The organism is Streptomyces sp. 12E (assembly GCF_055633275.1).
Genome location: NZ_JBVNCJ010000001.1, coordinates 4867223 through 4893138, shown reverse-complemented (window position 1 = coordinate 4893138; position 25916 = coordinate 4867223). Strand labels below are relative to the sequence as shown.

Genomic DNA, 25916 nt, shown 5'->3' with positions numbered 1-25916 from the left:
GTGACCGGCTCCGACACCCCCGGCCCCCGCGACGCCCTCGCGGACCTGCGCCCACGGCTGCCCTCCCCGCTGCGGGAGGTCGCGGACGGGCGGTTCGAGCGGCGCGGGGTGCGGCTGCTGCTGAAACGGGACGACCTGATCCACCCGGAGCTGATCGGCAACAAGTGGCGCAAGCTCGCCCCGAACCTCGACGAGGCGGCCGGGCGGACCGTGCTCACCTTCGGCGGCGCGTACTCCAACCACCTGCGGGCCACGGCCGCCGCCGGCCGGCTGCTCGGCCTGCGCACGGTCGGCGTGGTGCGCGGACAGGAACTCGCCGGCCGCCCGCTCAACCCCTCACTGGCCCGGTGCGCGGCCGACGGGATGCGGCTGCACTTCGTCGACCGGTCGACGTACCGCCGCAAGACCGAGCCGGAGACCCTGGCGGCCGTGCTGCGCGCGGCGGACGCCGAGGACGCGCACGTCGTGCCCGAGGGCGGCAGCAACCCCGCCGCCGTGCGCGGCTGCCGGGCGCTCGGGGAGGAGCTGGCCGGCCGGGCGGACGTGGTGGCGGTGGCCTGCGGCACCGGGGGCACGCTGGCCGGACTGGCCGCCGGGCTCGGCGGCGGGACGTGCGCGCTGGGGGTACCCGTGCTCAGGGGCGGCTTCCTGGCCGAAGACATACAGGCCCTGCAGAGCGAGGCGTTCGGCGGCCCGCGCGGCGACTGGAGCCTCGACGACCGCTTCCACTTCGGCGGCTACGCCCGCGTCCCCCCGGAACTCGAGGCGTTCGCCGAGGACTTCGAGCACCGCCACGACATCCCGGTCGAGCGTCTCTATGTCGCCAAGTTGCTTTACGCTCTTGTCGCCCTGGCGGACGACGGCGCGTTCCCGCGCGGGAGCACGGTCGCCGCGGTGATCACCGGGCGCCCCTTCCCCTGAGTCGTCTCCCCGAACGCCGCCGCCTCCTCCAGGTCCAGCCGGCGCAGCAGCGTGCGCAGCGCCTCCTTCACACGGGTGCGCAGCCGGTGCAGCGGCGCCATCAGCACCAGGCCGGCCGCCGGCCCGCCGACCGCCGCGAGCAGGAACCCGCCGACTCCCCCGGCCCAGGTCGCGCCCTCGACGACCGCGGCCGCCGGGGCCACCCGGAACGCGGTGATCGCGATGGCGTCGTCCAGCGGGGACCCGCCCTGGAGGATGGTGGTGATCCGGGACGGCGGGCCCACCCGGCGTGCCACCGCCGTCGCCACCACCGCGTCCGGCGGGGCCACCGCGGCGCCGAACACCAGCGCCGCGGTCAGCGGCAGGCCCGGCACGATCGGATACGGGACCCAGCCGACGGCGAACGTCGCGAACAGCACGTACCCCACCGACAGCGGTGCCACCGGCCGCAGTTGCGCCCGCAGGCCGAGGCAGGAGCTGTCGGTGGCCGCCGTGTGCAGCAGCGGGGGCGGCACCGGGGTGCGCCGGGCGGCCGCGGCGCTGCCCGCCACCAGCAACAGCAGCGGCATCACGTCCATGTCCGGCCCGCCCTCGTTTTTCCTCGCGGCTCCTCGCACGGGCGTCGTAATCTGGCAATCATGAAACAGTGCACGCACGTCGAGGCGCTGCCGCACCCGGAACCCGTCCCTCTCGGCGAGACGTGTCCGGAGCGCCTGCGGGACGGCACCGATCCGGTGCGGCTGCGCCTCCGCCCCACCCGTGGTCACGTCGGGTGCTGCGACTCCTCGCCGAAGCGGCACACCACGGAGCACCACGGGGAAACCGACCACCCCGTGATGCGGAGCCATGAGCCCGGCGAGGAATGCGCTGGTACCTCGTCGACCACGTACGCGTGTGACCCGGCGTGACCCCGGTGCCGGACGGTTCGACCGTCTGACGTCTGGGTACGTCAATGCGGCGCGCGCTCTTCCCATTTGGGGGCCGCAGACCCCTAGCCACGGAGCGTATTCATAGTTTTACTATGAGTGACGGCACATGGGTCGGGGTCCCGGGGACAGGACCGCCGAGAGCGCGATAGCGTCACCGCTGAACCACGTAGCGCGTTACCCGGGGGCGAACCAGGCCCTGAAACGCTTGTACCACCTTGGAGGTGAGGGTGTCCCAGATCGCAGGCGAGCCCGCGACCCAGGACTTCGTGGAAGTCCGGCTGCCGGCCGCGGGGGCCTACCTGTCGGTGCTGCGTACGGCCACGGCCGGCCTCGCGGCCCGTTTGGACTTCACCCTCGACGAGATCGAGGACCTGCGCATCGCGGTCGACGAGGCCTGCGCGATCCTGCTTCAGCAGGCCGTGCCGGGTTCGGTGCTCAGCTGTGTCTTCCGGCTCGTCGACGACTCGCTCGAGGTGACCGTCTCGGCGCCGACCACGGACGGTCACGCTCCTTCGCGGGACACCTTCGCCTGGACCGTCCTGTCCGCGCTCGCGGGCAAGGTCTCCTCCGCGGTGGACGAGGACAAGACCGTGTCGATCAGCCTCTACAAACAGCGCGGCGCGGGACCCGGGTCGACGTGAGGAGCGAGGGCGGGCCGGTGCGGGACGAAGAACGCGGCACACGGGAGCTGCCGGCCGAGCGTGTGCCGGACGGCATCGACGGCATCCCCGAGCAGGCCCGGCCGCATCCGGAGGACGACTCCACGGAGACCCTTCCTCCGGGTGGCGGGCGGCCCGGGGGGACCGTGCGGAGCGCGGCCGGGCCGGCCGGGGTCGCTCCCGGTCACGGGGGTGCCCCTGCCGGGGCCGGGCCGGCGGGGGACGAGGCGAGCGCTCGGGGAAGGGCGACGGGCGGGACGATGAGCGAGCACGAGCGACAAGCCGAGGACGAGGCGCCGCGGGCGCCCGCCGCCCGGGGTGCCCGGAGCGCCCCCGGCACTTCGGGCGCCCCGGGCGGGCACGCGCGCCACGACCCTCAGGACCGCAGCGGGGCGCGCGCCCTGTTCCTCGAGCTGCGCACGCTGCAGGACGGCACCCCCGAGTACGCGGAGCTGCGCAACCGCCTGGTGCGCATGCATCTGCCGCTCGTCGAGCACCTCGCGCGCCGCTTCCGCAACCGCGGTGAGCCTTTGGACGACCTCACCCAGGTCGCCACCATCGGCCTGATCAAGTCGGTCGACCGCTTCGACCCCGACCGGGGCGTGGAGTTCTCGACGTACGCGACGCCGACGGTCGTCGGGGAGATCAAGCGGCACTTCCGCGACAAGGGCTGGGCGGTGCGGGTGCCGCGCCGGCTGCAGGAGCTGCGGCTGGCGCTCACCACGGCCACGGCGGAGCTGTCCCAGCTGCACGGCCGCTCCCCCACGGTGCACGAGCTGGCCGAGAAGCTGGCCATCTCCGAGGAGGAGGTCCTGGAGGGCCTGGAGTCCGCGAACGCGTACTCCACGCTGTCCCTGGACGTCCCCGACACCGACGACGAGTCCCCGGCGGTCGCCGACACCCTCGGCGCCGAGGACGAGGCCCTGGAGGGCGTGGAGTACCGGGAGTCGCTCAAGCCGCTGCTGGAGGACCTGCCGCCGCGCGAGAAGCGCATCCTGCTGCTGCGCTTCTTCGGCAACATGACCCAGTCGCAGATCGCCCAGGAGGTCGGCATCTCGCAGATGCACGTCTCCCGGCTGCTGGCCCGCACCCTGGCCCAGCTGCGGGAGAAGCTGCTCGTGGAGGAGTGACCCGGCGCGACCGCCCGGGCGCTACTTCCCGGCGTTCCCGGGCCCCCGGATACCGAGGGCCCGGGTCGTCTCGGGGTTGACCAGCAGGACGAGGGCGGTGACGGCCACGACGGCGAGCACGATTCCGGCGGGGATGGCCACGCTGTCGGAGCGCAGCAGGTTGTAGGCCACCGGCAGCGCGATGATCTGTGTGATGACGGCGGGGCCGCGGCTCCAGCTCCGCCGGGCGAACAGTCCCCGCGCGGCGAGCAGCGGGAGCAGCGCGAGCACGATCAGCGTCACCCCGCCGGTGACGGCCTGCCGGCGGTCGTCCGGTTCGCCGGTGAGGGCGAGGACCGACATCCACACTCCGCCGGCCACCAGCGCGAGCCCTTCCAGGGCGGCCAGCGCCGCGGCGTACGTCAGGCGGCGCGGGCGAGGCCCGGTGGCGTCCGGGGTGGTGGTCTGCTCACTGCTCACCCCTGAAGGGTAGCCCTCGCCGTGCACGCCCCCCGTGCCGAGGTTCACGTCCCGTCTCCCCCGCCGCCCCCGCCTCGGTCTGGGCCCGGTACCACTCAGTAGGTACCCTGCACGTCATGCGTGCACTTCTCGTGGTCAACCCGGCGGCAACCACCACCAGTGCGCGTACGCGCGACGTGCTGATCCACGCGCTCGCCAGCGAGATGAAGCTGGAGGCGGTCACCACCGAGTACCGCGGGCACGCGCGCGACCTGGGCCGGCAGGCCGCGGAGAGCGACGACATCGACCTGGTGGTGGCCCTCGGCGGGGACGGCACGGTCAACGAGGTGGTCAACGGTCTGCTGCACGCGGGACCCGACCCGGAGCACCTGCCCGGTCTCGCCGTGGTCCCCGGCGGCTCCACCAATGTCTTCGCCCGCGCCCTGGGCCTGCCCAACCAGCCCGTGGAGGCCACCGGCGCCCTGCTGGACGCGCTGCGCGAGGGCCGCGAGCGCACCGTCGGCCTGGGTCTGACCTCGGGCACGCCGGGCTCGGGGGACGAGGCCGTACCGGCCCGCTGGTTCACCTTCAACGCGGGGCTGGGCTTCGACGCCGGCGTGGTCGGCCGGGTGGAGCAGCAGCGGGAGCGCGGCAGAAAGTCGACCCACGCGCTGTACATGCGCCAGGTGGTCCGTCAACTGCTCGGCGATCCGCACCGGCGGCGCGGAGTGATCACCCTGGAGCACCCCGGTGAGGAGCCGGTCACCGATCTGGTGCTCTCCATAGTCTCGAACACCTCGCCGTGGACGTTTCTCGGCAATCGCCCGATCTACGCGTCACCTAAAGCCTCGTTCGATACCGCGCTCGATCTCTTCGGTCTGAGGCGGCTGTCCACCGCCGCGGTTGCCCGGTATGGCACCCAGTTGCTCACTTCGTCCCCGGAGAGCGGACCTCGCGGCAGGCACGCCGTCTCCCGGCACGATCTGACACGCTTCACCTTGCATTCGAAGGTGCCGCTGCCCCTTCAGATGGACGGTGACCACCTGGGACTGCGAACCAGCGTGACGTTCACAGGCGTACGCCGTGCACTGCGTGTGATTGTGTGAGCAGAAAGGGCCAAAGTCCTTTCAGTCGAACGTTTAGACCAGGATCCACCCCATGGAAGTACGGCTGTGACCTAGTCGACACCGAAGAATCAAAAAAAACTTTCCGGAAGGGGTTGTATCCGCCGCCGAGGTTTGCGAGTCTCTTCTTGGCGATCGGGACGGCCCGCAACACCGGCCTCCACAGATCACCGGAACCCCTCTTCAAATCCAAGGACCCAACGCCGGGAAACCCGGCGGTCGGCCCTTCCCTTGTCGAGGGATTCGTGAAAGCGTTCACATTCACAAGCAATCGCAGTACATACCCAGGAGAGGTAGCAGCCATGGACTGGCGTCACAACGCCGTTTGCCGCGAGGAAGACCCCGAGCTCTTCTTCCCCATCGGCAACACCGGTCCTGCGCTGCTGCAGATCGAGGAAGCCAAGGCCGTCTGCCGTCGCTGCCCGGTGATCGAGAGCTGCCTGCAGTGGGCGCTCGAGTCCGGTCAGGACAGCGGCGTCTGGGGTGGTCTCAGCGAGGACGAGCGTCGCGCGATGAAGCGCCGTGCCGCCCGCAACCGGGCCCGTCAGGCCTCCGCCTGACAACCCACCCCTGCTGACAGCCTGAGCTTGGCGGCGCGTACGGCGCGTACGCATCTCCCGCCCCCGAGCCGCAGCGCGCAGTTGAGCATGAGCCCCGGCCGCATTCAGCGGTCCGGGGCTTTGTGCCGTCCGCGCCCGCTACTTGTCCGACTGCACCGGGATGTCCAGGATCACCCTGGTCCCCCGCTCCGGGGCCGGCACCATGTCGAAGGTGCCGCCCAACTCGCCCTCCACCAGGGTCCGTACGATCTGCAGGCCGAGGTTGCCCGCGGTGTGCGGGTCGAATCCCTCGGGCAGACCCACGCCGTCGTCCTGCACGGTGACCAGCAGGCGGGTCTCCTTCGTGGTGCCGCCGCGGACCGCCGACACCTCCACGGTGCCGGTCTCGCCCTCGCGGAAGCCGTGCTCCAGGGCGTTCTGCAGCACCTCGGTCAGCACCATCGACAGCGGTGTGGCGACCTCCGCGTCGAGTATGCCGAAGCGGCCCGTGCGCCGGCCGGTGACCTTGCCCGGGGAGATCTCGGCGACCATCGCGAGGACGCGGTCGGCGATCTCGTCGAACTCCACCCGCTCGTCCAGGTTCTGGGACAGCGTCTCGTGCACGATCGCGATGGAGCCCACCCGGCGGACCGCCTCCTCCAGCGCCGCGCGTCCCCGCTCGGACCCGATGCGCCGTGCCTGCAGGCGCAGCAGCGCCGCCACCGTCTGGAGGTTGTTCTTCACCCGGTGGTGGATCTCCCGGATGGTCGCGTCCTTGGTGATCAACTCGCGTTCGCGGCGGCGGAGCTCCGTGACGTCACGGAGCAGCACCAGCGAACCGATGCGCGTCCCCTTCGGCTTGAGCGGGATGGCCCGGAACTGGATCACCCCGTCGTTCGCCTCGATCTCGAACTCGCGCGGGGCCCAGCCGCTGGCGACCTTGGCCAGCGCCTCGTCCACCGGCCCACGGGAGGGGGCCAGTTCGGCGGTGGTCTGCCCGAGGTGATGGCCCACCAGGTCGGCGGCGAGACCCATGCGGTGGTACGCGGACAGGGCGTTCGGGGAGGCGTACTGGACGATGCCGTCGGCGTCGAGCCGGATCAGCCCGTCGCCGACGCGGGGCGAGGCGTCCATCTCGAGCTGCTGGTTCGCGAACGGGAAGGATCCGGCCGCGATCATCTGCGCGAGGTCCGAGGCGCTCTGGAGGTAGGTGAGCTCCAGCCGGCTCGGGGTGCGCACGGTGAGCAGGTTGGTGTTGCGCGCGATGACCCCGAGGACGCGCCCCTCACGCCGCACGGGGATGGACTCGACCCGTACGGGAACCTCCTCGCGCCACTCCGGGTCCCCCTCGCGCACGATCCGGCCCTCGTCCAGGGCCGCGTCCAGCATGGGACGGCGTCCGCGCGGGACGAGGTGGCCGACCATGTCGTCCTGGTACGAGGTCGGGCCGGTGTTGGGCCGCATCTGGGCGACGGAGACGTAGCGGGTGCCGTCGCGGGTGGGGACCCACAGGACCAGGTCGGCGAAGGAGAGGTCGGAGAGCAGCTGCCACTCCGAGACCAGCAGATGGAGCCACTCGAGATCGGTGTCGTCGAGGGCGGTGTGCTGGCGTACGAGTTCGTTCATGGAGGGCACGTCAGCGAGCGTACCCGGCGGTCCGCGGGGGCCTGAAACACCCGCGGGCCGCGGCGCCTGGGAGGGACCCTCAACCCTCCCGGCACCGCAGCCCGGAGCAACATCGGCCGTGGGGTGTGCGGTCCCGGTCGGCCGAGGGACGAGGAGCCGGGGCAGTCAGGGCAGAGAGCTCCGGTTCCTCGGTTCCGCCTTCCTGTGCGGGGAAGGCAGGCTTGTCGTGCCTTGCTACGCATTGTGGACTAGACCACTGTCCCTGTAAATGCGTCGGACGCCGTTCTTCGGTTCCTGGTCGGCGGGTTGCCGCCGGCCCGGACCCGCGGGCTTCCGTCATGCAGCCTAACCCGTGGGGTTCCCGCGTGGGACCGGTCGGCGGGGTCGATTTCGGCGCGCGGCCCCCGCACCCGCTCTGTTAGATTGAGATTGGTCTAAACCACATTGCACCACCGCACGGACCCGTGCTGACGGGTCCGGTCCCAGTCGAGTCCTCCTCAAGATCGGCAGGCCCACCGTGGAAGTTGTCATCGTTGCGGACGCCAAGGCGGGCGGCGAGCTCGTCGCCGAGGCCATGGCGCAGCTCCTGCGGCGCAAGCCCGACGCCCTGCTGGGCGTGGCCACCGGCTCGACGCCGCTGCCCGTCTACGAGGCACTGGCGGCCAGGGTGCGCTCCGGTGGCGTGGACGCCTCCCGGGCCCGGATCGCCCAGCTCGACGAGTACGTGGGACTGTCCGCCGACCACCCCGAGTCCTACCGCTCGGTGCTGCGGCGCGAGGTGCTGGAGCCGCTCGGCATCGGCATGGACGCCTTCATGGGCCCCGACGGCACGGCCGAGGACGTGCAGGCCGCCTGCGAGGCGTACGACAAGGAGCTGGCCGGGGCCGGCGGCGTGGACCTCCAGCTGCTCGGGATCGGCACGGACGGGCACATCGGGTTCAACGAACCGTGCTCCTCGCTCGCCTCCCGCACCCGGATCAAGACGCTGACCGAGCAGACCCGGGTGGACAACGCCCGCTTCTTCGGCGGCGACGTCGACCAGGTCCCGCACCACGTCATCACCCAGGGCATCGGCACCATCCTGGAGGCCCGGCACCTGGTCCTGCTGGCCACCGGCGAGGGCAAGGCGGACGCGGTCGCCGCGACCGTCGAGGGGCCGGTGGCGGCGGTGTGCCCGGCGTCCGCGCTGCAGCTGCACCCGCACGCCACGGTGGTCGTCGACGAGGCCGCCGCCGCCAAGCTGAAGCTCGCCGACTACTTCCGCCACACCTACGCGAACAAGCCGGACTGGCAGGGCATCTGAGCGCCCCTCCGTGGTCTGGACCATCCCTCGTCCCAGGGGTATACAAAGGGGATCACGGAGCGTGCGGGGCGCACCCCCGCCCCGAGCCGTGCCACGATGTCAGCCGTGGCCGACGGTGATGTCGGTCGTTTCGGCACTCGAAGCCGGGAAGGCAGAGCATGAGCACCGACGTCAGCAGTGCGGAGAACGCGGGTGGGACCACGGTCCGTACGGCGCGTGTGCCCAAGTACTACCGGCTGAAGAAGCACCTGCTCGACATGACCGAGACGGCGCCGCCCGGCACGCCGGTCCCACCCGAGCGCACCCTGGCGGCGGAGTTCGACACCTCCCGCACCACCGTGCGCCAGGCGCTCCAGGAGCTGGTGGTCGAGGGGCGCCTCGAGCGCATCCAGGGCAAGGGCACCTTCGTCGCGAAGCCCAAGGTCTCCCAGGCGCTCCAGCTCACGTCGTACACCGAGGACATGCGCGCCCAGGGTCTGGAGCCCACCTCGCAGCTGCTGGACCTCGGCTACATCACCGCCGACGACCGGCTCGCCGGGCTGCTCGACATCACGGCCGGCGGGCGGGTGCTGCGCATCGAGCGGCTGCGCATGGCCAACGGCGAGCCGATGGCCATCGAGACCACCCATCTGAGCGCCAAGCGTTTCCCCGCGCTGCGCCGCAGCCTGACGAAGTACACCTCCCTCTACACCGCCCTCGCCGAGGTGTACGACGTCCATCTCGCGGAGGCCGAGGAGACCATCGAGACGTCCCTGGCCACCCCGCGCGAGGCCGGTCTGCTCGGCACTGACGTCGGCCTGCCGATGCTGATGCTGTCCCGGCACTCGCGGGACCGCGGCGGACAGCCGGTGGAGTGGGTGCGGTCGGTGTACCGGGGCGACCGGTACAAGTTCGTCGCCCGTCTGAAGCGCCCGCAGGAGTGACGCCGACGGCTCCCGTGCCGGGGGGCCGAGCCGCCTTTGAAGCGCCCCGCGAACCCCGGTGAAACGGGCGGTCGGCGAGGTTTTCGCCGCTGCCGCCCCTCGGTCGGGCCGCTTGTCGGGCACCGCTCCGCCGACGAGGGGTTACGGCCGCACCGCACCCTGACCTAGATTTCCCTGCGCACCACCGCCGGTGATCAGTGAGGGGACGGGAGCCGTCTGATGTCACAAACCCCAGAAACCAGAGGAGGGCAGGTGGTGACGCCCGTCCGCGTCGTCATCGCCCTCTGTCTCGTCGCACCGTTCGTGGCCATGCTGTGGGTCGGTTCGTACGCCAAGACCGACCCCGTCGTCATCGGCATTCCGTTCTTCTACTGGTATCAGATGCTGTGGGTGCTCCTCTCCACCGCGCTGACGATGGTCGCGTACAAGCTCTGGCAGCGTGACCAGCGCGCCCGCTCGGCCTCGAAGGGCGGTGCGTCGAAGTGAACGACGGCGTGAACGGCGTGGCACTCGCCGTCTTCATCTTCTTCTTCGTGCTGGTCACGGCCATGGGATTCATGGCCGCACGCTGGCGCAAGGCCGAGAACGAGCACAGCCTCGACGAGTGGGGACTGGGCGGGCGGTCCTTCGGGACCTGGGTCACCTGGTTCCTGCTCGGCGGCGACCTGTACACCGCGTACACCTTCGTGGCCGTGCCAGCGGCGATCTACGCGGCGGGCGCGGCCGGCTTCTTCGCGGTGCCGTACACGATCCTGGTGTACCCGCTGATCTTCACCTTCCTGCCCCGGCTGTGGTCGGTGTCGCACCGGCACGGCTATGTGACGACGTCCGACTTCGTGTGCGGCCGGTTCGACTCCAAGGGGCTGTCGCTGGCCGTCGCGGTCACCGGCATCCTGGCCACGATGCCGTACATCGCGCTCCAACTGGTCGGCATCCAGGCCGTGCTGGACGTGATGGGCGTCGGCGGCGGCGAGGACACCAACTGGTTCGTCAAGGACCTGCCGCTGCTGATCGCCTTCGGTGTGCTGGCGGCGTACACGTACTCCTCGGGTCTGCGGGCGCCCGCGCTGATCGCGTTCGTCAAGGACACGCTGATCTACCTCGTGATCGCGGTGGCGATCATCTACATCCCGATCAAGCTGGGCGGCTTCGACGAGATCTTCGCCTCCGCGAGCGAGGCGTACAGCCAGACCAACCCGGCCACGGGCGCCCCGCGCGGGGCGCTGGTACCGGGCGAGGCGGGCCAGTGGACGTACGCCACGCTGGCGCTCGGCTCGGCGCTCGCGCTGTTCATGTACCCGCACTCGATCACCGCGACGCTGTCCTCGCGCAGCCGTGAGGTGATCCGCCGCAACACCACGATCCTGCCGCTGTACTCCCTGATGCTGGGCCTGCTGGCGCTGCTCGGCTTCATGGCGATCGCGGCCGGGGTCAACGTCAGCAACGGCCAGCTGGCGATCCCGCAGCTGTTCGAGAACATGTTCCCCGACTGGTTCGCGGGCGTGGCCTTCGCGGCGATCGGCATCGGCGCGCTGGTGCCGGCGGCGATCATGTCGATCGCGGCGGCGAACCTCTTCACCCGCAACATCTACAAGGACTTCATCAAGCCGGACGCGACACCGAAGCAGGAGACCCAGGTCTCCAAGACCGTGTCCCTGCTGGTGAAGGTGGGCGCGCTGGCCTTCGTCCTGACCATGGACAAGACGGTCGCCATCAACTTCCAGCTGCTGGGCGGCATCTGGATCCTGCAGACCTTCCCGGCGCTGGTGGGCGGTCTGTTCACCCGCTGGTTCCACCGCTGGGCGCTGATCGGCGGCTGGGCGGTCGGCATGGTCTACGGCACGGTCGCCGCGTACGGGGTGGCCTCGCCGACGCAGAAGCACTTCGGCGGGTCGTCGAAGGAGATCCCGGGCATCGGCGAGATCGGTTACATCGGCCTCACCGCGTTCGTGCTCAACGTCCTGGTCACGGTCGTGCTGACCTTCGTCATGCGGGCCCTCAAGGCGCCCGAGGGCGTCGACCGGACCAAGCCGGAGGACTACACGGCGGACGCGGGCGACCCCGGCGTCCAGGCGGAGCTTCCGCCGGCCACGGCGGGCAGCGCCCACTGACGCGACGGGTACGACGACGGGCCGCCGGGAAAACCGGCGGCCCGTCGTCGTACCCGTCCGGCACACTCCGCTCATGGACATCGTCATCCGGCCGGTGGAACCCGGCGAGCACGAAGAGCTCGGTGAGATCACCGCCCAGGCCTATCTGCTGGACGGACTGCTGGACTTCGGGGGGAGCGACCCCTACCTCGGGGAGCTGCGGGACGTGGGGAAGCGGGCGGCCGCCGCCGAGGTGCTGGTCGCCGTGGCGAACGGGACGGTGCTGGGCGGAGTGACCTTCGTGCCGGGTCCCGGCCCGATGGCCGACATGGCGCGGCCGGGCGAGGCGGAGATCCGGATGCTCGCGGTCGCCCGTGCGGGGCGGGGGCGGGGCGCCGGGGAGGCCCTGGTGCGCGCCTGTGTGGACCGGGCGCGGGCCGTCGAGGGGTGCGGACGGGTCGTGCTGTCGACCCAGCGCACCATGCGTGCCGCCCACCGCGTCTACGAGCGGCTCGGTTTCACCCGCTCCCCGGAGCGCGACTGGAACCCCCTGCCGGAGCTGGACGACATCACCCTCCTCGCTTACGAGTTGACGCTCTGACACCTCCGCGACACAACATATGGGGTTGTCGGCGGCGCCTGACACAAGATGTATGCTCATGCTCGCTGTCGTCGCAGGGGAATCCGGTGTGAATCCGGAACTGTCCCGCAACGGTGTACCCATGCCCGCCCTCGCCGAGGTGCGCGCACGGGCGTCAGTCCGAGGACCTGCCGACAGTGCGCCCGGCCGTCCGGTCCGGGTGCCTGGACGTCCGGGCCTCGCGGAATGGGCCGGTGGACGCGACGCCGTGTGCGCTCGTGTGCTGCCCCCTGCCCTCCTCGAGGCCCCGTGCCGAGCGAGGGAGAGCCCCACGTGACCATCGCGCCAGCCGATCCGGCCTCAGCGACCGACGTGACCGAGGAGAGCGGCGGCCCCGGTGCCGCGCTGCTGCGGACCCTGACCGAGCTGACCGCCGACCTGCCGGACGCCGACCCCGGCCGGGTCGCCGCCGCCGCGCTGCGCGGCCGGTCCGCCTCCGCCGACGCGGCGGAGCTGCGGGAGCTGGCCACCGAGGCGGCGGCCGGGCTCATCTCCGAGGACCCGGCCTACTCCCGGCTCGCCGCCCGGCTGCTCACCGTCTCCATCCGCGCCGAGGCCGCCTCACAGGGCGTCACCTCGTTCACCGAGTCGGTCGCGACCGGGCACCGCGAGGGCCTGATCGCCGACCGGACCGCCGGGTTCGTCCGGCTGCACGCCGTCCGCCTGGACGCGCTGATCGACCCCGGGGCCGACGACCGCTTCGGTTACTTCGGCCTGCGCACCCTGCACAGCCGCTACCTGCTGCGGCACCCGGTCACCCGCAAGGTCGTCGAGACGCCCCAGCACTTCCTGCTGCGGGTCGCCGCCGGACTCGCCGAGGACGACAGCGCGCGCTCCCTGGACGAGGTCACCGCGCTCTACGGGCTGATGAGTCGTCTGGACTACCTGCCCTCCTCCCCCACGTTGTTCAACTCCGGCACGCGGCACCCGCAGATGTCGTCCTGCTACCTCCTCGACTCCCCCAAGGACGAGCTGGACTCGATCTACGACCGCTACCACCAGGTCGCCCGCCTCTCCAAGCACGCCGGCGGCATCGGCCTGTCCTACTCCCGCGTCCGCGCCCGGGGTTCGCTGATCCGCGGCACCAACGGGCACTCCAACGGCATCGTCCCGTTCCTGAAGACGCTCGACGCCTCGGTCGCCGCCGTGAACCAGGGCGGGCGGCGCAAGGGGGCGGCGGCGGTCTACCTGGAGACCTGGCACTCCGACATCGAGGAGTTCCTGGAGCTGCGCGACAACACCGGCGAGGACGCCCGCCGCACGCACAACCTGAACCTCGCGCACTGGGTGCCGGACGAGTTCATGCGCCGGGTGGACGCCGACGGGCGGTGGTCGCTGTTCTCCCCGGCGGACGTGCCCGGACTGGTCGACCTGTGGGGCGAGGAGTTCGACGCTGCGTACCGGGCCGCCGAGGCGGCGGGCCTGGCGAAGAAGACCCTCCCGGCCCGCGAGCTGTACGGCCGCATGATGCGCACCCTCGCGCAGACCGGCAACGGCTGGATGACCTTCAAGGACGCCGCCAACCGCACGGCGAACCAGACGGCCGAGCCGGGTCACGTCATCCACTCCTCGAACCTGTGCACCGAGATCCTGGAGGTCACCGACGACGGGGAGACGGCGGTCTGCAACCTGGGGTCGGTCAACCTCGGCGCCTTCGTGGCGGACGGGGACGTCGACTGGGAGCGCCTCGACGAGACGGTGCGCACGGCCGTGACGTTCCTCGACCGGGTCGTCGACATCAACTTCTACCCGACCGAGCAGGCGGGCCGTTCCAACGCCAAGTGGCGCCCCGTCGGTCTCGGCGTCATGGGCCTGCAGGACGTCTTCTTCAAGCTGCGGCTGCCCTTCGACTCCCCGGAGGCGAAGGCCCTGTCCACGAGGATCGCCGAGCGGATCATGCTCGCCGCGTACGAGACCTCCGCCGACCTCGCCGAGCGCTGCGGCCCGTTCCCGGCCTGGGAGAGGACCCGTACCGCCCGGGGCGTGCTGCACCCCGACCACTACGACGTCGAGCTCACCTGGCCGGAGCGCTGGGCGGCGCTGCGCACGCGGATCGCCTCCGTCGGGATGCGCAACTCGCTGCTCCTCGCGGTCGCGCCCACCGCCACCATCGCGTCGATCGCGGGCGTGTACGAGTGCATCGAGCCGCAGGTGTCCAACCTGTTCAAGCGCGAGACGCTGTCCGGCGAGTTCCTCCAGGTCAACTCGTACCTGGTGGACGACCTGAAGCGGCTCGGCGTGTGGGACGCCCGCACCCGTGAGGCACTGCGCGAAGCCAACGGCTCCGTGCAGGGCCTCGCGTGGATCCCCGAGGACGTGCGGCGGCTGTACCGCACCGCCTGGGAGATCCCGCAGCGCGGTCTGATCGACATGGCCGCCGCCCGCACTCCGTACCTCGACCAGGCCCAGTCGCTGAACCTGTTCCTGGAGACGCCGACCATCGGCAAGCTCTCCTCGATGTACGCGTACGCCTGGAGACAGGGCCTGAAGACCACGTACTACCTGCGCTCCCGCCCGGCGACCCGGATCGCCCGCGCGGCGGCCCGGACCACCGTCCCCGTCCGGCAGGCGGCCGACCCCGATGCCGTCGCCTGCTCCCTGGAAAACCCCGAGTCCTGCGAGGCCTGCCAGTGATGACCAGCGAAACCAAGAACCTGCTCGACCCGGGCTTCGAGCTGACCCTGCGCCCCATGCGCTACCCCGACTTCTACGAGCGCTACCGGGACGCCATCAAGAACACCTGGCACGTGGAGGAGGTGGACCTCCACTCGGACGTGGCCGACCTGGCGAAGCTCAGCCCCGAGGAGCAGCACCTGATCGGCCGGCTGGTCGCGTTCTTCGCGACCGGCGACTCGATCGTGGCGAACAACCTGGTGCTGACCCTGTACAAGCACATCAACTCCCCGGAGGCGCGGCTGTACCTGTCGCGGCAGTTGTTCGAGGAGGCGGTGCACGTCCAGTTCTACCTGACCCTGCTGGACACGTACCTGCCCGACCCGGACGACCGGGCGGCGGCCTTCGCGGCCGTGGAGAACATCCCGTCCATCCGGGAGAAGGCCGAGTTCTGCTTCCGGTGGATGGACTCGGTGGAGAAGATCGACCGGCTGGAGACGCAGGCGGACCGCCGCCGCTTCCTGCTGAACCTGATCTGCTTCGCCGCGTGCATCGAGGGCCTGTTCTTCTACGGGGCGTTCGCCTACGTCTACTGGTTCCGCGGCCGGGGCCTGCTGCACGGTCTGGCGACCGGCACCAACTGGGTGTTCCGCGACGAGACGATGCACATGTCCTTCGCCTTCGACGTGGTCGACACCGTGCGCAAGGAGGAGCCGGAGCTGTTCGACGAGCAGCTCGGTCAGCAGGTCACCGACATGCTGCGCGAGGCGGTCGAGGCGGAGCTGCAGTTCGCGCGTGACCTGTGCGGGGACGGGCTGCCGGGCATGAACACCGAGTCCATGCGGCAGTACCTGGAGTGCGTCGCCGACCAGCGGCTGGTGCGGCTGGGCTTCGCCCCGGTGTACGGCTCGGAGAACCCGTTCTCCTTCATGGAGCTCCAGGGCGTGCAGGAGCTGACGAACTTCTTCGAGCGGCGCCCGTCCGCGTACCAGGTCGCCGTGGAGGGCACGGTCGACCTGGACGAGGACTTCTAGGACGCCGTGCGCCCCGGCGCCGTCTCACGCCGCCCTTGCGGTGCGGTGTGAGGCGGCGCCGCACGCCGGGCGGGCGGCGGCCGGTACGCCACGGCGCTCGGCGGCGGCGCGGGCGGCCCCGGCCCGCTCGATCTGCCGGTCGATCCGCCGCTCGCGCACGATGCCGAGCAGGGCGGGCCAGGTCATGAAGACGAACAGGCCGAGAACGGCCACCATCGCGGTCAGTGCTTCCCTCTGCGTCGTATCCATGGACACCACTGTCCCGCCCGACACTCCTTACCGACAGTGGCAGGACTGCCGTACACCCTCGATTTACTGCCAGGGGCGCGGCACACTGGAGCCATGCTCCGGAATGTGGCCGCCGTCCTCCTCGACGGTGTGAATCCTTTCGAACTCGGCGTCGTCTGCGAGGTCTTCGGCGTCGACCGCAGCGACGACGGCCTACCGGTCCACGACTTCGCCGTCGTCTCGGCCGACGGTCCCGTGGTGCGCACCAACACGGGCTTCTCCCTCCAGGTCGAGCACGGTCTGGAGCGCCTGGAGACGGCCGACCTCATCGCCGTGCCCGCCGGCGCCTCCTACGTCTCCCGGGATTTCCCGCCCGAGCTGCTGGACGCCCTGCGCCGGGGCGTGGACCGGGGCGCGCGGGTGCTGAGCGTCTGCTCCGGGGTGTTCGTCCTCGCCGCCGCCGGACTCCTCGACGGCCGGCGCGCCGCCGCCCACTGGAAGCACGCGGAGGAGCTGACCAGGCGGCACCCCCATCTGACGGTCGAGCCGGATGTGCTCTACGTCGACGAGGACCCGGTGATCACCTCCGCGGGAACCGCCGCCGGCATCGACGCCTGTCTGCACCTGGTGCGCAAGGAGCAGGGCTCGGAGGTCGCCAACAGGATCGCCCGGCGCATGGTGGTGCCCCCGCACCGCGACGGCGGGCAGGCCCAGTACATCGAGCGCCCGCTGCCGCGGTCCGGGGGCGACACCGTCTCCGACGTGCTGGTGTGGATGGAGCGGCACCTCGACCAGGAGACCACCGTCGAGCAGCTCGCCGCCCGCGCCCGCATGTCGCCGCGCACCTTCGCCCGCCGCTTCCAGCAGGAGACCGGCACCACCCCCTACCGCTGGATCCTGCGCCAGCGGGTGCTGCTGGCCCAGCACCTGCTGGAGGCGACGGACGAGACGGTGGACGCGATCGCGGGCCGTACCGGCTTCGGCAACGCCGCGGCGCTGCGCCACCACTTCACCCGTGCCGTCGGTACCACCCCGCACGCCTACCGGCGCACGTTCAGGGGCCCGGAGGCCGCCTGAACGCGCGCCGCGCGGCCGGTCAGCGTGGTACCGCCCGCAGCCGCAGGCCGCGCGGCCGGAGCGTGATGCCGATCCGGGGCCGCGGGTCGGAGCCGGGCGTGTGCTCGAAGCGGTAGGCGGAGGCGACCACCGCGGTGACGAGCGTGAGTTCGGCCATCGAGAAGTGGTCGCTGGGGCACTTGCGGTTGCCCACGCTGAACGGGCTCATCGCGTACTTGGGCACGTTCCCCGCCCGCTCGGGGAGCCAGCGGTCGGGGTCGAACTCCTCGTGCCGCTCGTACGACCGCCGGTCGCGCTGGATCGCGTACGGGCTGTAGATGAGGTCCGCGCCCTCGGGAATGCGGTATCCGCCGAGTTCCGTGTCGGTGACCGCGCGACGGGTCAATATCCATACGGCCGGGTACAGCCGCAGGGTTTCGACGACGACATTCGCGGTGTACGTCAGCTTTCGGACGTCCTCGAATGCGACCGGGCGGTCGCCCACGACGGTTTTCACCTCTTCGCGGATCTTGTCACCGACTTCCGGGTGCTCGGTGAGAACCAGGAGGAGCGACATGATCGTGGCTCCGACGGTTTCGCTGCCGGGGGTGAGGATGGCGATGACCTGGTCGTGGATCTCCTGTTCCCCTATGGGCTCGCCATTCTCGTCCCGCGCCTCCAGCAAAGCCGTCAGCAAATCGTTCGGTTTTTGACCGCTCGCCCGTCGGTCGGCGACGATCTCGTCGACCAGGACATGCAAATCGGCCAGCGCGCGGTTGAATTCCCGGTTGGCCGGGAGCGGAACCCGGTAAAGCGGTCCGAGCGGTACCACCATGCGCTGGTACATGCCGCTGAACAGGGTGGCGAGGTCGGCGCAGACGCGCTCCGCCCGGGCGTCCACGGAACTGCCGCGCATCAGGCAGCGGGCGGTGACCCGGACGGCCACGCGGAAGGACTCCGCCGTGACGTCCAGCACCTCCCCGGAGCGCCAGCGCTCCACGAGCGCGTACGCCTCCTCCGCCATGACCGGCCCGTACGCGGGAATGGCGTCGAGCTTGAACGCGGGCTGGATGGTGCGGCGCTGGCGCCGGTGCAGCGGGCCGTTGGCGGTGGCGACGCCCTCCTTGCCGAGCAGGTCCTCCAGGGACTCCCACAGCGGTCCGGCGATGATGTAGTCGGGGCTCAGCGCCACCGCCCCGGTGAGTGCGGGGGTGGTGACGGCGTACACCGTCTTCGGGCCGAGCTTGAGGCGCACGACGTCGCCGTGGTCGCGCAGCCGGGACATGAAGGACAGCGGATCACGTGCCAGTCTCCAGCCGTGGCCGAGGACGGGCACTCCTCCGCCTGCCACGGGGGGCTCGCGCAGCGGGGGTGCCCCGGCCGCCCTGGGGTTCGCCGACTCGACGCTCATGACTCACCTGCCGCTTCGTTGGTGACGTACGGGGGTGTGGACCGGTCGTCCCAGCTGTCGACCCGGTACCGGCCGGACTCGTGGTGGAACCAGTAGACGGAGCTGAACCAGTTCCGCATGTTGCCGACGCAGGCGCGTACGGCGGCGCTCGTTTCCTTTCCTCCCACCGTGCCGTCGTCGAGGGTGTCCGCGAAACGCAAGGCGTCCCTTTCGGCGCCCTGGAATTCACTGATGCATTCCTCGACGCGACGCCGCACCTCCGCGATCGCCTCCTCGAGTGTGAGTTTCTCGTGGATGATGAGACTGATGCCGAGATTGTGCACCTCACTGCCCGCCAACTCCTTCGGCAGTGAACACAGGTCGTTGTACCAGGCGGCGAATTCCTGACTGAGCAGTGCCGCTTTCCGGTAGGCGGGGTTCTGCCGTACCTCGTCCGGCAGTTCACTGCCCGCGCTCGGCTCCAGGAGATCGGTCCAGATCCAGTGCGCGAAGGTGAGCCGGCGCAGTTCCAGGTACTCCTCGACGGTGGGGACGATCCCCTCCGTGCGGTTGCGGAATTCCCGGTCGTACGCCTCGATCACCTCGTGGAAGTGCCGGGCGAACCGGTCATTCCAGCCGCCCGGCAGGAACGCGTACAGCCGCTCCACGCTGTCCGCGAGCCCCGCCACCACGGGGTCCTCGTGACCCAGGTGGTCACCGGGGCTGTCGAGTGCCCTGTGCAGCCGGTCCTTCAGCCGCAGCCAGGCGGCGGCGCGGCCGTGGACGACGTCACGGTCGTGCCGGTCGTCCCAGACGAAGAACCACGCGCTGTAGTCCGCTATCGCCTGCAGGACGTCGTCGGGGGAGCCTACGTAGTAGCCCGCCATGAGGTCGGTGTAGCACAGGCCATCGGCATATTCCTCCACCTTGTCCGCCGGCATGAGCCGCTTTTCGAGCAGCCATGCCCGGGTCTTCTCCTGGAGTCGCGGCCAATACGGGTGGAGTTGCCGGGGAAAATCCGCCTCGATCACCGGAAGGGACAGCGCCGGTGGAACTGCGATGGTGGTCGGTGTCGATGTGGTGCCGTGTGTCAACGCATGCACGAACAAACCCCTCTCTGCCGCCAGTCGGCGTGCGCCCGCCCCGAGCCGGGCGCACGCCGTGCGTATCCCCGCACCTCTATTCAGCACCACAACTGACCGTTCTGGGACCGGATTTGCTTCTTTCACCACGACAGGGGACGCACAGACGAACGGCGCCCGATCGAAGGAGTGCTCGATCGGACGCCGGCGGCGAGGAGAGGGAGGGCTCCCGGAGGACGGTCAGTCGTTGGCCACCACGGGGTAACGCGGCTCGTTCTCGGCCATCTGCCGCAGCGCGTCCTTGCGTTCGCGCTTGGACAGCCGGTCGATGTAGAGGTAGCCGTAGAGGTGGTCGGTCTCGTGCTGCAAACACCGTGCGAAGTAGCCGGTGCCGCGCACCCGGACGGGGTTGCCCTTCTCGTCCTGGCCGGTCACTTCGGCGTAGTCGGGACGGGCCAGCGGCATGTACGCCGTGGGCACCGACAGACAGCCCTCGTTGCTGTCGTCCAGCCGGCGCCTCTCGGCGGGCAGTTCGACCAGCTTGGGGTTGCAGAGCACACCGACGTGCCGCACGCCCTCGTCGTCCGGGCAGTCGTAGACGAAGACCTTCTTGCCCACGCCGATCTGGTTGGCGGCCAGGCCCACGCCCTCGGCGGTGCGCTGGCTGGCGAACATGTCGGCGACCAACTGCTGGAGCTCGTCGCCGAAGTCCGTCACGTCCTCGCACTCCTGGTGCAGCACCGGGTTGCCGACCACGGTGATCGGGCGCGAGGTGCCGCGCTCCCGCCACGCCGCCTCGCGCTCCTCGCAGTCCTCCGTGTCGATGACGTACCCCTCGTCGTCGACGGGGAGCACGCCCGCGTGCTGCTGATCGGTGTCCTGCTGAGCCATGACCGACGTGTGCCTTCCTGAGTGAAACCGGGGTCGTGATCTGACAAGGGTACGGTGAGGCGCCCCCCTCGGGGACGCGGGACGGTGCCGGTGTGCGGCTCCGCCGCGCGGGCGCGACCGGCCACGACGGACCCGCGGCCGCCGACGCTTCTAACAGACCTCTTCAAGGTCCCGCCAGTCCCGGGAGTCCGGGCTGTCCGCGACCCACCCGTCGAGCAGCCCCCGGACCAGCGAAGCCGGCGCGGCCACCCCGCACTCCCGCTCCGGCACCCACGACTGCCCGTCCGTACGGTGCCCCAGCGGCCCGGGATGCCCCGGCTCGCTGTGGTCGTGCGGATCCAGGTGCTCGCCCTCGCCCTCGTCGGACGGCATCCGGGACTCCGAGCACATCCGGCACAGCAGCCGCACGGAGGACGACCAGTCCTCGGCCGCGAACCCGGCGTCGGAGGCCAGCTGCTCCAGCGCGTCCCGGTCGGCCTCGGTCGCGGCCTCCAGCAGCACCACCCAGGTCGGCACCGGCGAGGGCGCCCACAACTCGATCTCGTCGAACACCGGGTAGGTGTGCCCGGCGGCGGTGCTCCGCTCCCCGTGCGGCACGCCGTCGTGCAGGACGACCTCGCCCCAGCGGCGCCCGGAGGACGGCAGCGGAATGGAGAGCACCTCGATCCGGGCGGGGTCGAGGCGCCGCCCCCACACCACCTCCGCCTCCCCTTCCGGGGACAGCCGTACGGCCGCGCTGCCCAGGTCCATGCCGAGGGGCTCGCCGGAGTCGGTGGCCGGGCCGGGCACCTTGAGCCCGTAGGCCTGCCAGGCCCGCCGGGCCAGCGGCCAGTCCTGCAGGGCGGTGGCGGCGATGCCGACGTTCCACCAGTCGGGAGCCCCGGTGTCACGGTCGAGCAGCGCCACGGCCCGCAGTCCGGCGGCCCGCGCCTGCTCCCAGTCGTGCCGGAACTTGTGCAGCAGCGCGAGGTTGAACCAGGACTCCGACAACCAGGGCTCCAGATCGGCGGCACGGGTCAGCAGCGCGCCCGCGTCCTCGTACCGGCCGTCGCCGATGAGCGTGAACGCACGGTCCGTGGCCTGCCGCCAGGAGGCGGAGGGCCGGTGCCGTCCCTTGCCGAAGATCCTCACGATTCCCGCCTGCCAGTTCCGTCGGTGGGCTGGCTGTGCCTGTCCGCGCCCCCGGACACCCTCTTCTTCGCATCCAACCACGTACGGCCACGAGGGCGCTCATTACCCATGGGTTACCCAGCCTCGGCCGGGGTCAGACAGTCCCGTGCGTGGTCCTCGCCACGCTCGTCCTCCGTGTTCACGCGCACCCTCCGTGTTCCGTGACAGCACCCGGGCCAGTGCTTCGACCACCTCCGGCGCGTAGGCACCGGCGGCGCCCAGGCGCAGTTCCTCCAGCGCGGTCAGCGGCCCGCCCGGCCCTCCTTCCCGGGACTTCTCCTCGTACGCGTTGACCGCCCGGACGATACGCGCGGCGAGTGGCTGCTCCCGGTGCGGGTCGGCCTGGCGCTCGACGATCGCGGCCACGCGCGGGTCCACCCCGGTCTGGCGCACCACGGCGCCGCCGAGCAGCGCGATCCGCCGCTGTTCGGCGACCGGCAGGGCGGCGGTGGCGCCGTCGGGGACCGGGTCGACGAGGCTGAGCTGGCCGATGTCGTGCATCAGGGCGGCGTACTCCAGCACGGTCAGTTCGGGTTCGGTCAGCCCGAGGTCCCGGCCCACCGCCCGGCTGAGCCCGGCGACCCGGCGGGCGTGCCCGGCCGGGGTGTATCCGGCGATCTCGGTGGCCCGCGCGAGGGAGGCGATGGTCTGTCGGTAGGTGGCGCGCACGGCGGCGTACCGCCGGTAGGACAACTGTGCGAGCAGCAGGGGGACGGAGAAGACGGGCAGCGCCCACAGCCCCACGACCGCGACCCCGAGCGCCATCACCGCGCCCGTGGCGATGACGGCGGCCCCGATGCCGGGCACGGCCCGCAGTTCGCCGCGCAGCGTCGGCAGGAAGGGCCATCCGGTGCGGGAGTGGGCCAGCGCGGCGGCGAGCACGACGTCGCACAGCGCGGTGAGGGACAGCAGGGCGAGCAGCAGCAGCGCGTGGGCGGGACCTCCCCAGCCGTCGAAGGCGCCCCGGTTGTACAGCGGCTGGAAGCACACGGCGGCGAACCCGACGGTCAGCACCCTGCGGGCCGACGGGTCGAGGGCCGGGCCTACGCCACGCCCGACGTGCGGCACGCTGCCGAGCAGGGAGGCGGCGAGCACCACGGTGACGACCTGGGCGGCGCCGTGCTGGGTGGGCCGCCCCGCGGTCTCGCCGAGCAGCGCGTACGCCAGCGAACCCGCGGCGGCGAGCGGCGCGGCCTCCCTGATCCGTGTCCCGTTGCGCCGGGTGAGCTCCCCGACGGCGACGAGCACCCCGAAGGCGAGGGCGGCGCCGCGTTCCTCGACGCCGTCGTAGAGGGTGGCGCCGAGGGAACCCGCGGCGAGGACGGCGGCGCACAGGTGCACGACGGTGTGGAGCCGGGGCCTCATCGGCGCGCCCCGGGCCGGCCGGCGGCCGGTGCGGCGGGTCCGGACACGGCGGTGGACCGTGTGCCGGCGCCGGCCGGCCGGGGGTCGTCGGCGGTCACCGCCGGATGCCAGCCGGCCCGGCCGATCGCCCGGACCAGCGCTGCCACCATCCGCGGGTCGAAGTGGGTGCCCGCGCACCGCCGGAGCTCCTCCAGGGCCACGGGCACGGGCCGCGCCCTGCTGTAGGAGCGGTTGGAGGTCATCGCGTCGAAGGCGTCGGCGACGGCGACCACCCGCGCGGACTCCGGGATCTGACCGCCCGACAGTCCGTAGGGGTAGCCGGTGCCGTCCAGCCGTTCGTGGTGGTGCAGGACCGCCGCGCGGGCCTCGCCGAGGAAGGAGATCCCCCGCACCATCTCGTGCCCGTACTCGGGGTGCAGTTCGATCACCCGGCGCTCCTCGGGGGTCAGCGGGCCGTCCTTGGTGAGCAGCCGGGTGGGCACGCCGAGCTTGCCGACGTCGTGCAGGATGCCCGCGAAGCGGAGCATCTCGACGCGCTCGTCGTCCATGCCGAGTTCCCGCGCGATCATCATGGACGCCCGTCCGACGCGTTCGCTGTGCCCGCGTGTGTAGCCGTCCTTGATGTCGACGGCCTGGACGAGCGCGCGGATCGTCGCCTGATGGGCGGCCCGCTCCCGGTGGTACTGGGCGAACGCCCACCAGGAGACGCCCATCGGCGGCAGCACGAGCAGCGCGGCCACGGGACCGTAGGGGCTGCGCCACAGCAGCGCCATCATGAGTCCGGCGAGGCCGTGCACGGTGATCGGCGCCAGCGACCTGAGGAACAGCCGCCACCAGTCGGTCGGCGCCGAGACCCGCCTCCCGCGCGGGAGCCCGCCGGGCGCCGGCGCCGGAATGCCGCCGTCCAGCAGGGTGAGCACCAGGCAGAACACCAGCACCGCGGCCCCGGCCGTGCCGAGCGCGCCCGGGACGTCGCAGTCCGCCACCGCGTCCCGGCCGCCGACCGCCAGGTGGACCCGGCCCGCCGCCCATACGGCGAGCACCAGCCGGCCGGCCCGCCAGAGCCTGCGCGCCGGGTACGGGCGTCGTTCCACGGGGAGCAGCAGCGCTCCGGGGAGCGCGACCAGCGCCGCGGCGGGCGGTGGCAGCAGGAAGGCCCCGGCCAGCAGGACGGGGTGGAAGGTTCCGCCCGGGTGCGGGGCCGCGGCCTGACGCGACCGGGCGAGGTGTTCGCAGCCCGCGTACAGCGCGGCGAGCAGGGCGACCGCCCACCAGGAGAAGCGGACACCGCTCGGCGGTGACACCGGGCTCCCGGGGACCAGCGGCAGCAGGCAGAGCAGGGCCGGCACGGCGACACAGGCGGCATACGCGCGGGCCCGCGCCGGTAACGCCTCCATGAACCCCTCCCCGACCGTGCCCGCCGACACCCGGCCTGCCACCTGCCAGGTTCTGGAGCCTAGGGCGGCGGGGCGTGCCTCCACGGGCCGATAACCCGCGGATTAGCACGTTCGAGTGACACGGGGGCCGGGGAACCGCGGAGTGTCAGGACTCCTGCGGGGTGGTCGGCGCGGCCGTGACGTCCTGGTCGGGGACGGCCTGGCCGGAGCGGATCAGGTCGAGCCGGCCCATGACCTTGGAACGCAGGTCGCCCGGCACGTCGTCCTGTCCGCAGCAGCGCTTGACCAGCTTCTTCACCGCCTGCTCGAGCCCGTACTTCTCCAGGCACGGCGAGCATTCCTCGAAGTGGTGCTCGAACTTCACGCAGTCGGAATCCGGCATCTCCCGGTCGAGGAACTCGTAGAGATGATCGAGGATCTCGCTGCAATCCGTCTCGTGCGGCTCTCCGCAGCTCATGACCCCGAGCCTTTCGCTTCGTTCGACTCCCCGGCGCCGGCCGGGACCAGTCCGCGCTCGCGCGCGTAGCCCTCCAGCATGCCGCGCAGCTGACGGCGGCCGCGGTGCAGTCGGGACATCACCGTACCGATGGGCGTCCCCATGATGTCCGCGATCTCCTTGTAGGCAAAGCCCTCCACATCGGCGAGGTACACCGCGATGCGGAACTCCTCGGGGATCGCCTGGAGCGCCTGCTTGACGTCCGAGTCGGGCAGGTGGTCCAGCGCCTGCGACTCCGCGGAGCGCAGACCGGTGGACATGTGCGACTCGGCGCGCGCGAGCTGCCAGTCCTCGATCTCCTCGGCCGCGCTGCGCTGGGGTTCGCGCTGCTTCTTGCGGTACGAGTTGATGAAGGTGTTGGTGAGAATCCGGTACAGCCACGCCTTGAGGTTGGTGCCCTCGCGGAACTGGTGGAAGGACGCGTACGCCTTGGCGTACGTCTCCTGCACCAGGTCCTCCGCGTCGGCCGGGTTGCGCGTCATGCGCAGGGCGGCCGAGTACATCTGGTCGAGGAACTCGAGCGCGTCCCGCTCGAAGCGCGCGCTGCGCTCCGCGGTCGACTCCGCGCCCGTGCCGCCCCGGCCCTCGGGCTGCTCCGCCTGGCCGTGTTCGGTCCCTGCGTCGGTACCGGGAACCGGACCCACCTCCTCGAGAGTTGTCGTGGGACCGAAGGCGGCCCCACCCGAATCGGAGGATAGACGACGATCCGGTCCGCCCGCCGCCCGAATGGGGGCGGTCTTGGCCGCGTGCAGCACCGTCCAGTCCAGGTCGGCGCGGCTGCTGCGGGTCGGGCAGGCTGTCGAACCCATGCGGCGGACTTCCTCTCCTACGGCGGTGGTGCCGTCGGCCGGCACGTACGACCGTCCCAACAG

General features: G+C 71.4%; 24 protein-coding genes, 2 pseudogenes and 1 riboswitch. Of the genes and pseudogenes, 14 read left to right on the top strand and 12 right to left on the bottom strand.

The window, feature by feature from the left end; translation table 11 throughout:
• Entirely contained in the window at positions 1 to 921 is a 921-nt protein-coding gene (locus tag ACZ8ZB_RS22815; protein ID WP_470739509.1) for a 1-aminocyclopropane-1-carboxylate deaminase/D-cysteine desulfhydrase, read from the top strand.
• 56 nt (positions 922 to 977) lie between these two features.
• Here ACZ8ZB_RS22815 and ACZ8ZB_RS22810 read toward each other — a convergent pair.
• A pseudogene (locus ACZ8ZB_RS22810) lies at positions 978 to 1499 on the bottom strand (cation:proton antiporter domain-containing protein); the annotation flags it as partial.
• Positions 1500 to 1559: 60 nt separating this feature from the next.
• Between ACZ8ZB_RS22810 and ACZ8ZB_RS22805 the strand changes: the two are divergent.
• From ACZ8ZB_RS22805 to ACZ8ZB_RS22795, 3 genes and pseudogenes are all read left to right on the top strand, one after another.
• A pseudogene (locus ACZ8ZB_RS22805) lies at positions 1560 to 1819 on the top strand (UBP-type zinc finger domain-containing protein).
• A 258-nt stretch (positions 1820 to 2077) separates the two neighbouring features.
• Entirely contained in the window at positions 2078 to 2491 is a 414-nt protein-coding gene (locus tag ACZ8ZB_RS22800; protein WP_469793075.1) for an ATP-binding protein, read from the top strand.
• Positions 2492 to 2508: 17 nt separating this feature from the next.
• A complete protein-coding gene (locus tag ACZ8ZB_RS22795; protein ID WP_470739508.1) occupies positions 2509 to 3639 on the top strand; it encodes an RNA polymerase sigma factor SigF in 1131 nt (376 codons plus the stop codon).
• A 21-nt stretch (positions 3640 to 3660) separates the two neighbouring features.
• Here the strand turns inward: ACZ8ZB_RS22795 and ACZ8ZB_RS22790 are convergent, their stop codons facing one another.
• Positions 3661 to 4098 (bottom strand): hypothetical protein, encoded by a 438-nt coding sequence (locus ACZ8ZB_RS22790; protein WP_470739507.1) that lies wholly within the window; start codon positions 4096 to 4098, stop codon positions 3661 to 3663.
• Positions 4099 to 4214: 116 nt separating this feature from the next.
• Here ACZ8ZB_RS22790 and ACZ8ZB_RS22785 point away from each other — a divergent pair, with 116 nt between their 5' ends.
• Both ACZ8ZB_RS22785 and ACZ8ZB_RS22780 read left to right on the top strand, forming a co-directional pair.
• Positions 4215 to 5183, top strand: a complete 969-nt coding sequence (locus ACZ8ZB_RS22785) for a diacylglycerol/lipid kinase family protein (protein WP_470739506.1) — start codon at positions 4215 to 4217, stop codon at positions 5181 to 5183.
• Between the two features lie 320 nt (positions 5184 to 5503).
• On the top strand, positions 5504 to 5761 hold the full coding sequence (locus ACZ8ZB_RS22780; protein WP_030219886.1) for a WhiB family transcriptional regulator: 258 nt from the start codon (positions 5504 to 5506) through the stop codon (positions 5759 to 5761).
• Between the two features lie 138 nt (positions 5762 to 5899).
• Here the strand turns inward: ACZ8ZB_RS22780 and ACZ8ZB_RS22775 are convergent, their stop codons facing one another.
• On the bottom strand, positions 5900 to 7366 hold the full coding sequence (locus ACZ8ZB_RS22775; RefSeq protein ID WP_470741561.1) for a sensor histidine kinase: 1467 nt from the start codon (positions 7364 to 7366) through the stop codon (positions 5900 to 5902).
• Between the two features lie 517 nt (positions 7367 to 7883).
• Between ACZ8ZB_RS22775 and nagB the strand changes: the two genes are divergently transcribed.
• The 7 genes from nagB (at position 7884) to ACZ8ZB_RS22740 (ending at position 15969) form a co-directional block, all read left to right on the top strand.
• Positions 7884 to 8669 carry a glucosamine-6-phosphate deaminase gene (gene nagB, locus ACZ8ZB_RS22770; RefSeq protein WP_470739505.1) on the top strand — a complete coding sequence of 262 codons (786 nt, stop codon included), beginning with the start codon at positions 7884 to 7886 and terminating at the stop codon, positions 8667 to 8669.
• A gap of 158 nt (positions 8670 to 8827) precedes the next feature.
• Positions 8828 to 9592 carry a GntR family transcriptional regulator gene (locus ACZ8ZB_RS22765; protein WP_470739504.1) on the top strand — a complete coding sequence of 255 codons (765 nt, stop codon included), beginning with the start codon at positions 8828 to 8830 and terminating at the stop codon, positions 9590 to 9592.
• A gap of 219 nt (positions 9593 to 9811) precedes the next feature.
• On the top strand, positions 9812 to 10078 hold the full coding sequence (locus ACZ8ZB_RS22760) for a DUF3311 domain-containing protein (RefSeq protein ID WP_470739503.1): 267 nt from the start codon (positions 9812 to 9814) through the stop codon (positions 10076 to 10078).
• Positions 10075 to 11703: a monocarboxylate uptake permease MctP gene (gene mctP / locus ACZ8ZB_RS22755; RefSeq protein ID WP_470739502.1), complete on the top strand. Its 1629-nt coding sequence runs from the start codon at positions 10075 to 10077 to the stop codon at positions 11701 to 11703. The genes ACZ8ZB_RS22760 and mctP overlap by 4 nt, the downstream gene beginning before the upstream one ends.
• Positions 11704 to 11776: 73 nt before the next feature.
• Complete coding sequence (locus tag ACZ8ZB_RS22750) at positions 11777 to 12283, top strand: GNAT family N-acetyltransferase (protein WP_470739501.1); 507 nt, start codon at positions 11777 to 11779, stop codon at positions 12281 to 12283.
• A gap of 12 nt (positions 12284 to 12295) precedes the next feature.
• Positions 12296 to 12472, top strand: a riboswitch (cobalamin riboswitch).
• 123 nt (positions 12473 to 12595) lie between these two features.
• A complete protein-coding gene (locus tag ACZ8ZB_RS22745) occupies positions 12596 to 14956 on the top strand; it encodes a ribonucleoside-diphosphate reductase subunit alpha (protein ID WP_470739500.1) in 2361 nt (786 codons plus the stop codon).
• Complete coding sequence (locus ACZ8ZB_RS22740) at positions 14956 to 15969, top strand: ribonucleotide-diphosphate reductase subunit beta (RefSeq protein ID WP_030835193.1); 1014 nt, start codon at positions 14956 to 14958, stop codon at positions 15967 to 15969. The genes ACZ8ZB_RS22745 and ACZ8ZB_RS22740 overlap by 1 nt, the downstream gene beginning before the upstream one ends.
• A 24-nt stretch (positions 15970 to 15993) precedes the next feature.
• Here ACZ8ZB_RS22740 and ACZ8ZB_RS22735 read toward each other — a convergent pair whose 3' ends face one another.
• Entirely contained in the window at positions 15994 to 16218 is a 225-nt protein-coding gene (locus tag ACZ8ZB_RS22735; protein ID WP_470739499.1) for a hypothetical protein, read from the bottom strand.
• Between the two features lie 93 nt (positions 16219 to 16311).
• Between ACZ8ZB_RS22735 and ACZ8ZB_RS22730 the strand changes: the two genes are divergently transcribed.
• Positions 16312 to 17274, top strand: coding sequence for a helix-turn-helix domain-containing protein (locus tag ACZ8ZB_RS22730; protein ID WP_470739498.1), 963 nt, complete (start codon positions 16312 to 16314; stop codon positions 17272 to 17274).
• Between the two features lie 19 nt (positions 17275 to 17293).
• Here ACZ8ZB_RS22730 and ACZ8ZB_RS22725 read toward each other — a convergent pair whose 3' ends face one another.
• From ACZ8ZB_RS22725 to sigR, 8 genes are all read right to left on the bottom strand, one after another.
• Positions 17294 to 18664, bottom strand: coding sequence for a bifunctional albaflavenone monooxygenase/terpene synthase (locus tag ACZ8ZB_RS22725; protein ID WP_470739497.1), 1371 nt, complete (start codon positions 18662 to 18664; stop codon positions 17294 to 17296).
• Entirely contained in the window at positions 18661 to 19746 is a 1086-nt protein-coding gene (cyc1, locus tag ACZ8ZB_RS22720) for an epi-isozizaene synthase (protein WP_470739496.1), read from the bottom strand. The genes ACZ8ZB_RS22725 and cyc1 overlap by 4 nt, the downstream gene beginning before the upstream one ends.
• 219 nt (positions 19747 to 19965) lie before the next feature.
• Complete coding sequence (def, locus tag ACZ8ZB_RS22715) at positions 19966 to 20616, bottom strand: peptide deformylase (RefSeq protein ID WP_470739495.1); 651 nt, start codon at positions 20614 to 20616, stop codon at positions 19966 to 19968.
• Between the two features lie 150 nt (positions 20617 to 20766).
• Complete coding sequence (locus tag ACZ8ZB_RS22710; protein WP_030835179.1) at positions 20767 to 21747, bottom strand: tetratricopeptide repeat protein; 981 nt, start codon at positions 21745 to 21747, stop codon at positions 20767 to 20769.
• Positions 21748 to 21849: 102 nt separating this feature from the next.
• On the bottom strand, positions 21850 to 23151 hold the full coding sequence (locus ACZ8ZB_RS22705; RefSeq protein WP_470739494.1) for an HD-GYP domain-containing protein: 1302 nt from the start codon (positions 23149 to 23151) through the stop codon (positions 21850 to 21852).
• A complete protein-coding gene (locus ACZ8ZB_RS22700; RefSeq protein WP_470739493.1) occupies positions 23148 to 24548 on the bottom strand; it encodes an HD-GYP domain-containing protein in 1401 nt (466 codons plus the stop codon). Before ACZ8ZB_RS22700 ends, ACZ8ZB_RS22705 begins: the two co-directional genes overlap by 4 nt.
• A 145-nt stretch (positions 24549 to 24693) precedes the next feature.
• A complete protein-coding gene (gene rsrA, locus ACZ8ZB_RS22695) occupies positions 24694 to 25005 on the bottom strand; it encodes a mycothiol system anti-sigma-R factor (RefSeq protein ID WP_470739492.1) in 312 nt (103 codons plus the stop codon).
• Positions 25002 to 25688: an RNA polymerase sigma factor SigR gene (gene sigR, locus ACZ8ZB_RS22690; RefSeq protein WP_470741560.1), complete on the bottom strand. Its 687-nt coding sequence runs from the start codon at positions 25686 to 25688 to the stop codon at positions 25002 to 25004. The genes rsrA and sigR overlap by 4 nt, the downstream gene beginning before the upstream one ends.
• Between the last annotated feature and the right edge of the window lie 228 nt (positions 25689 to 25916).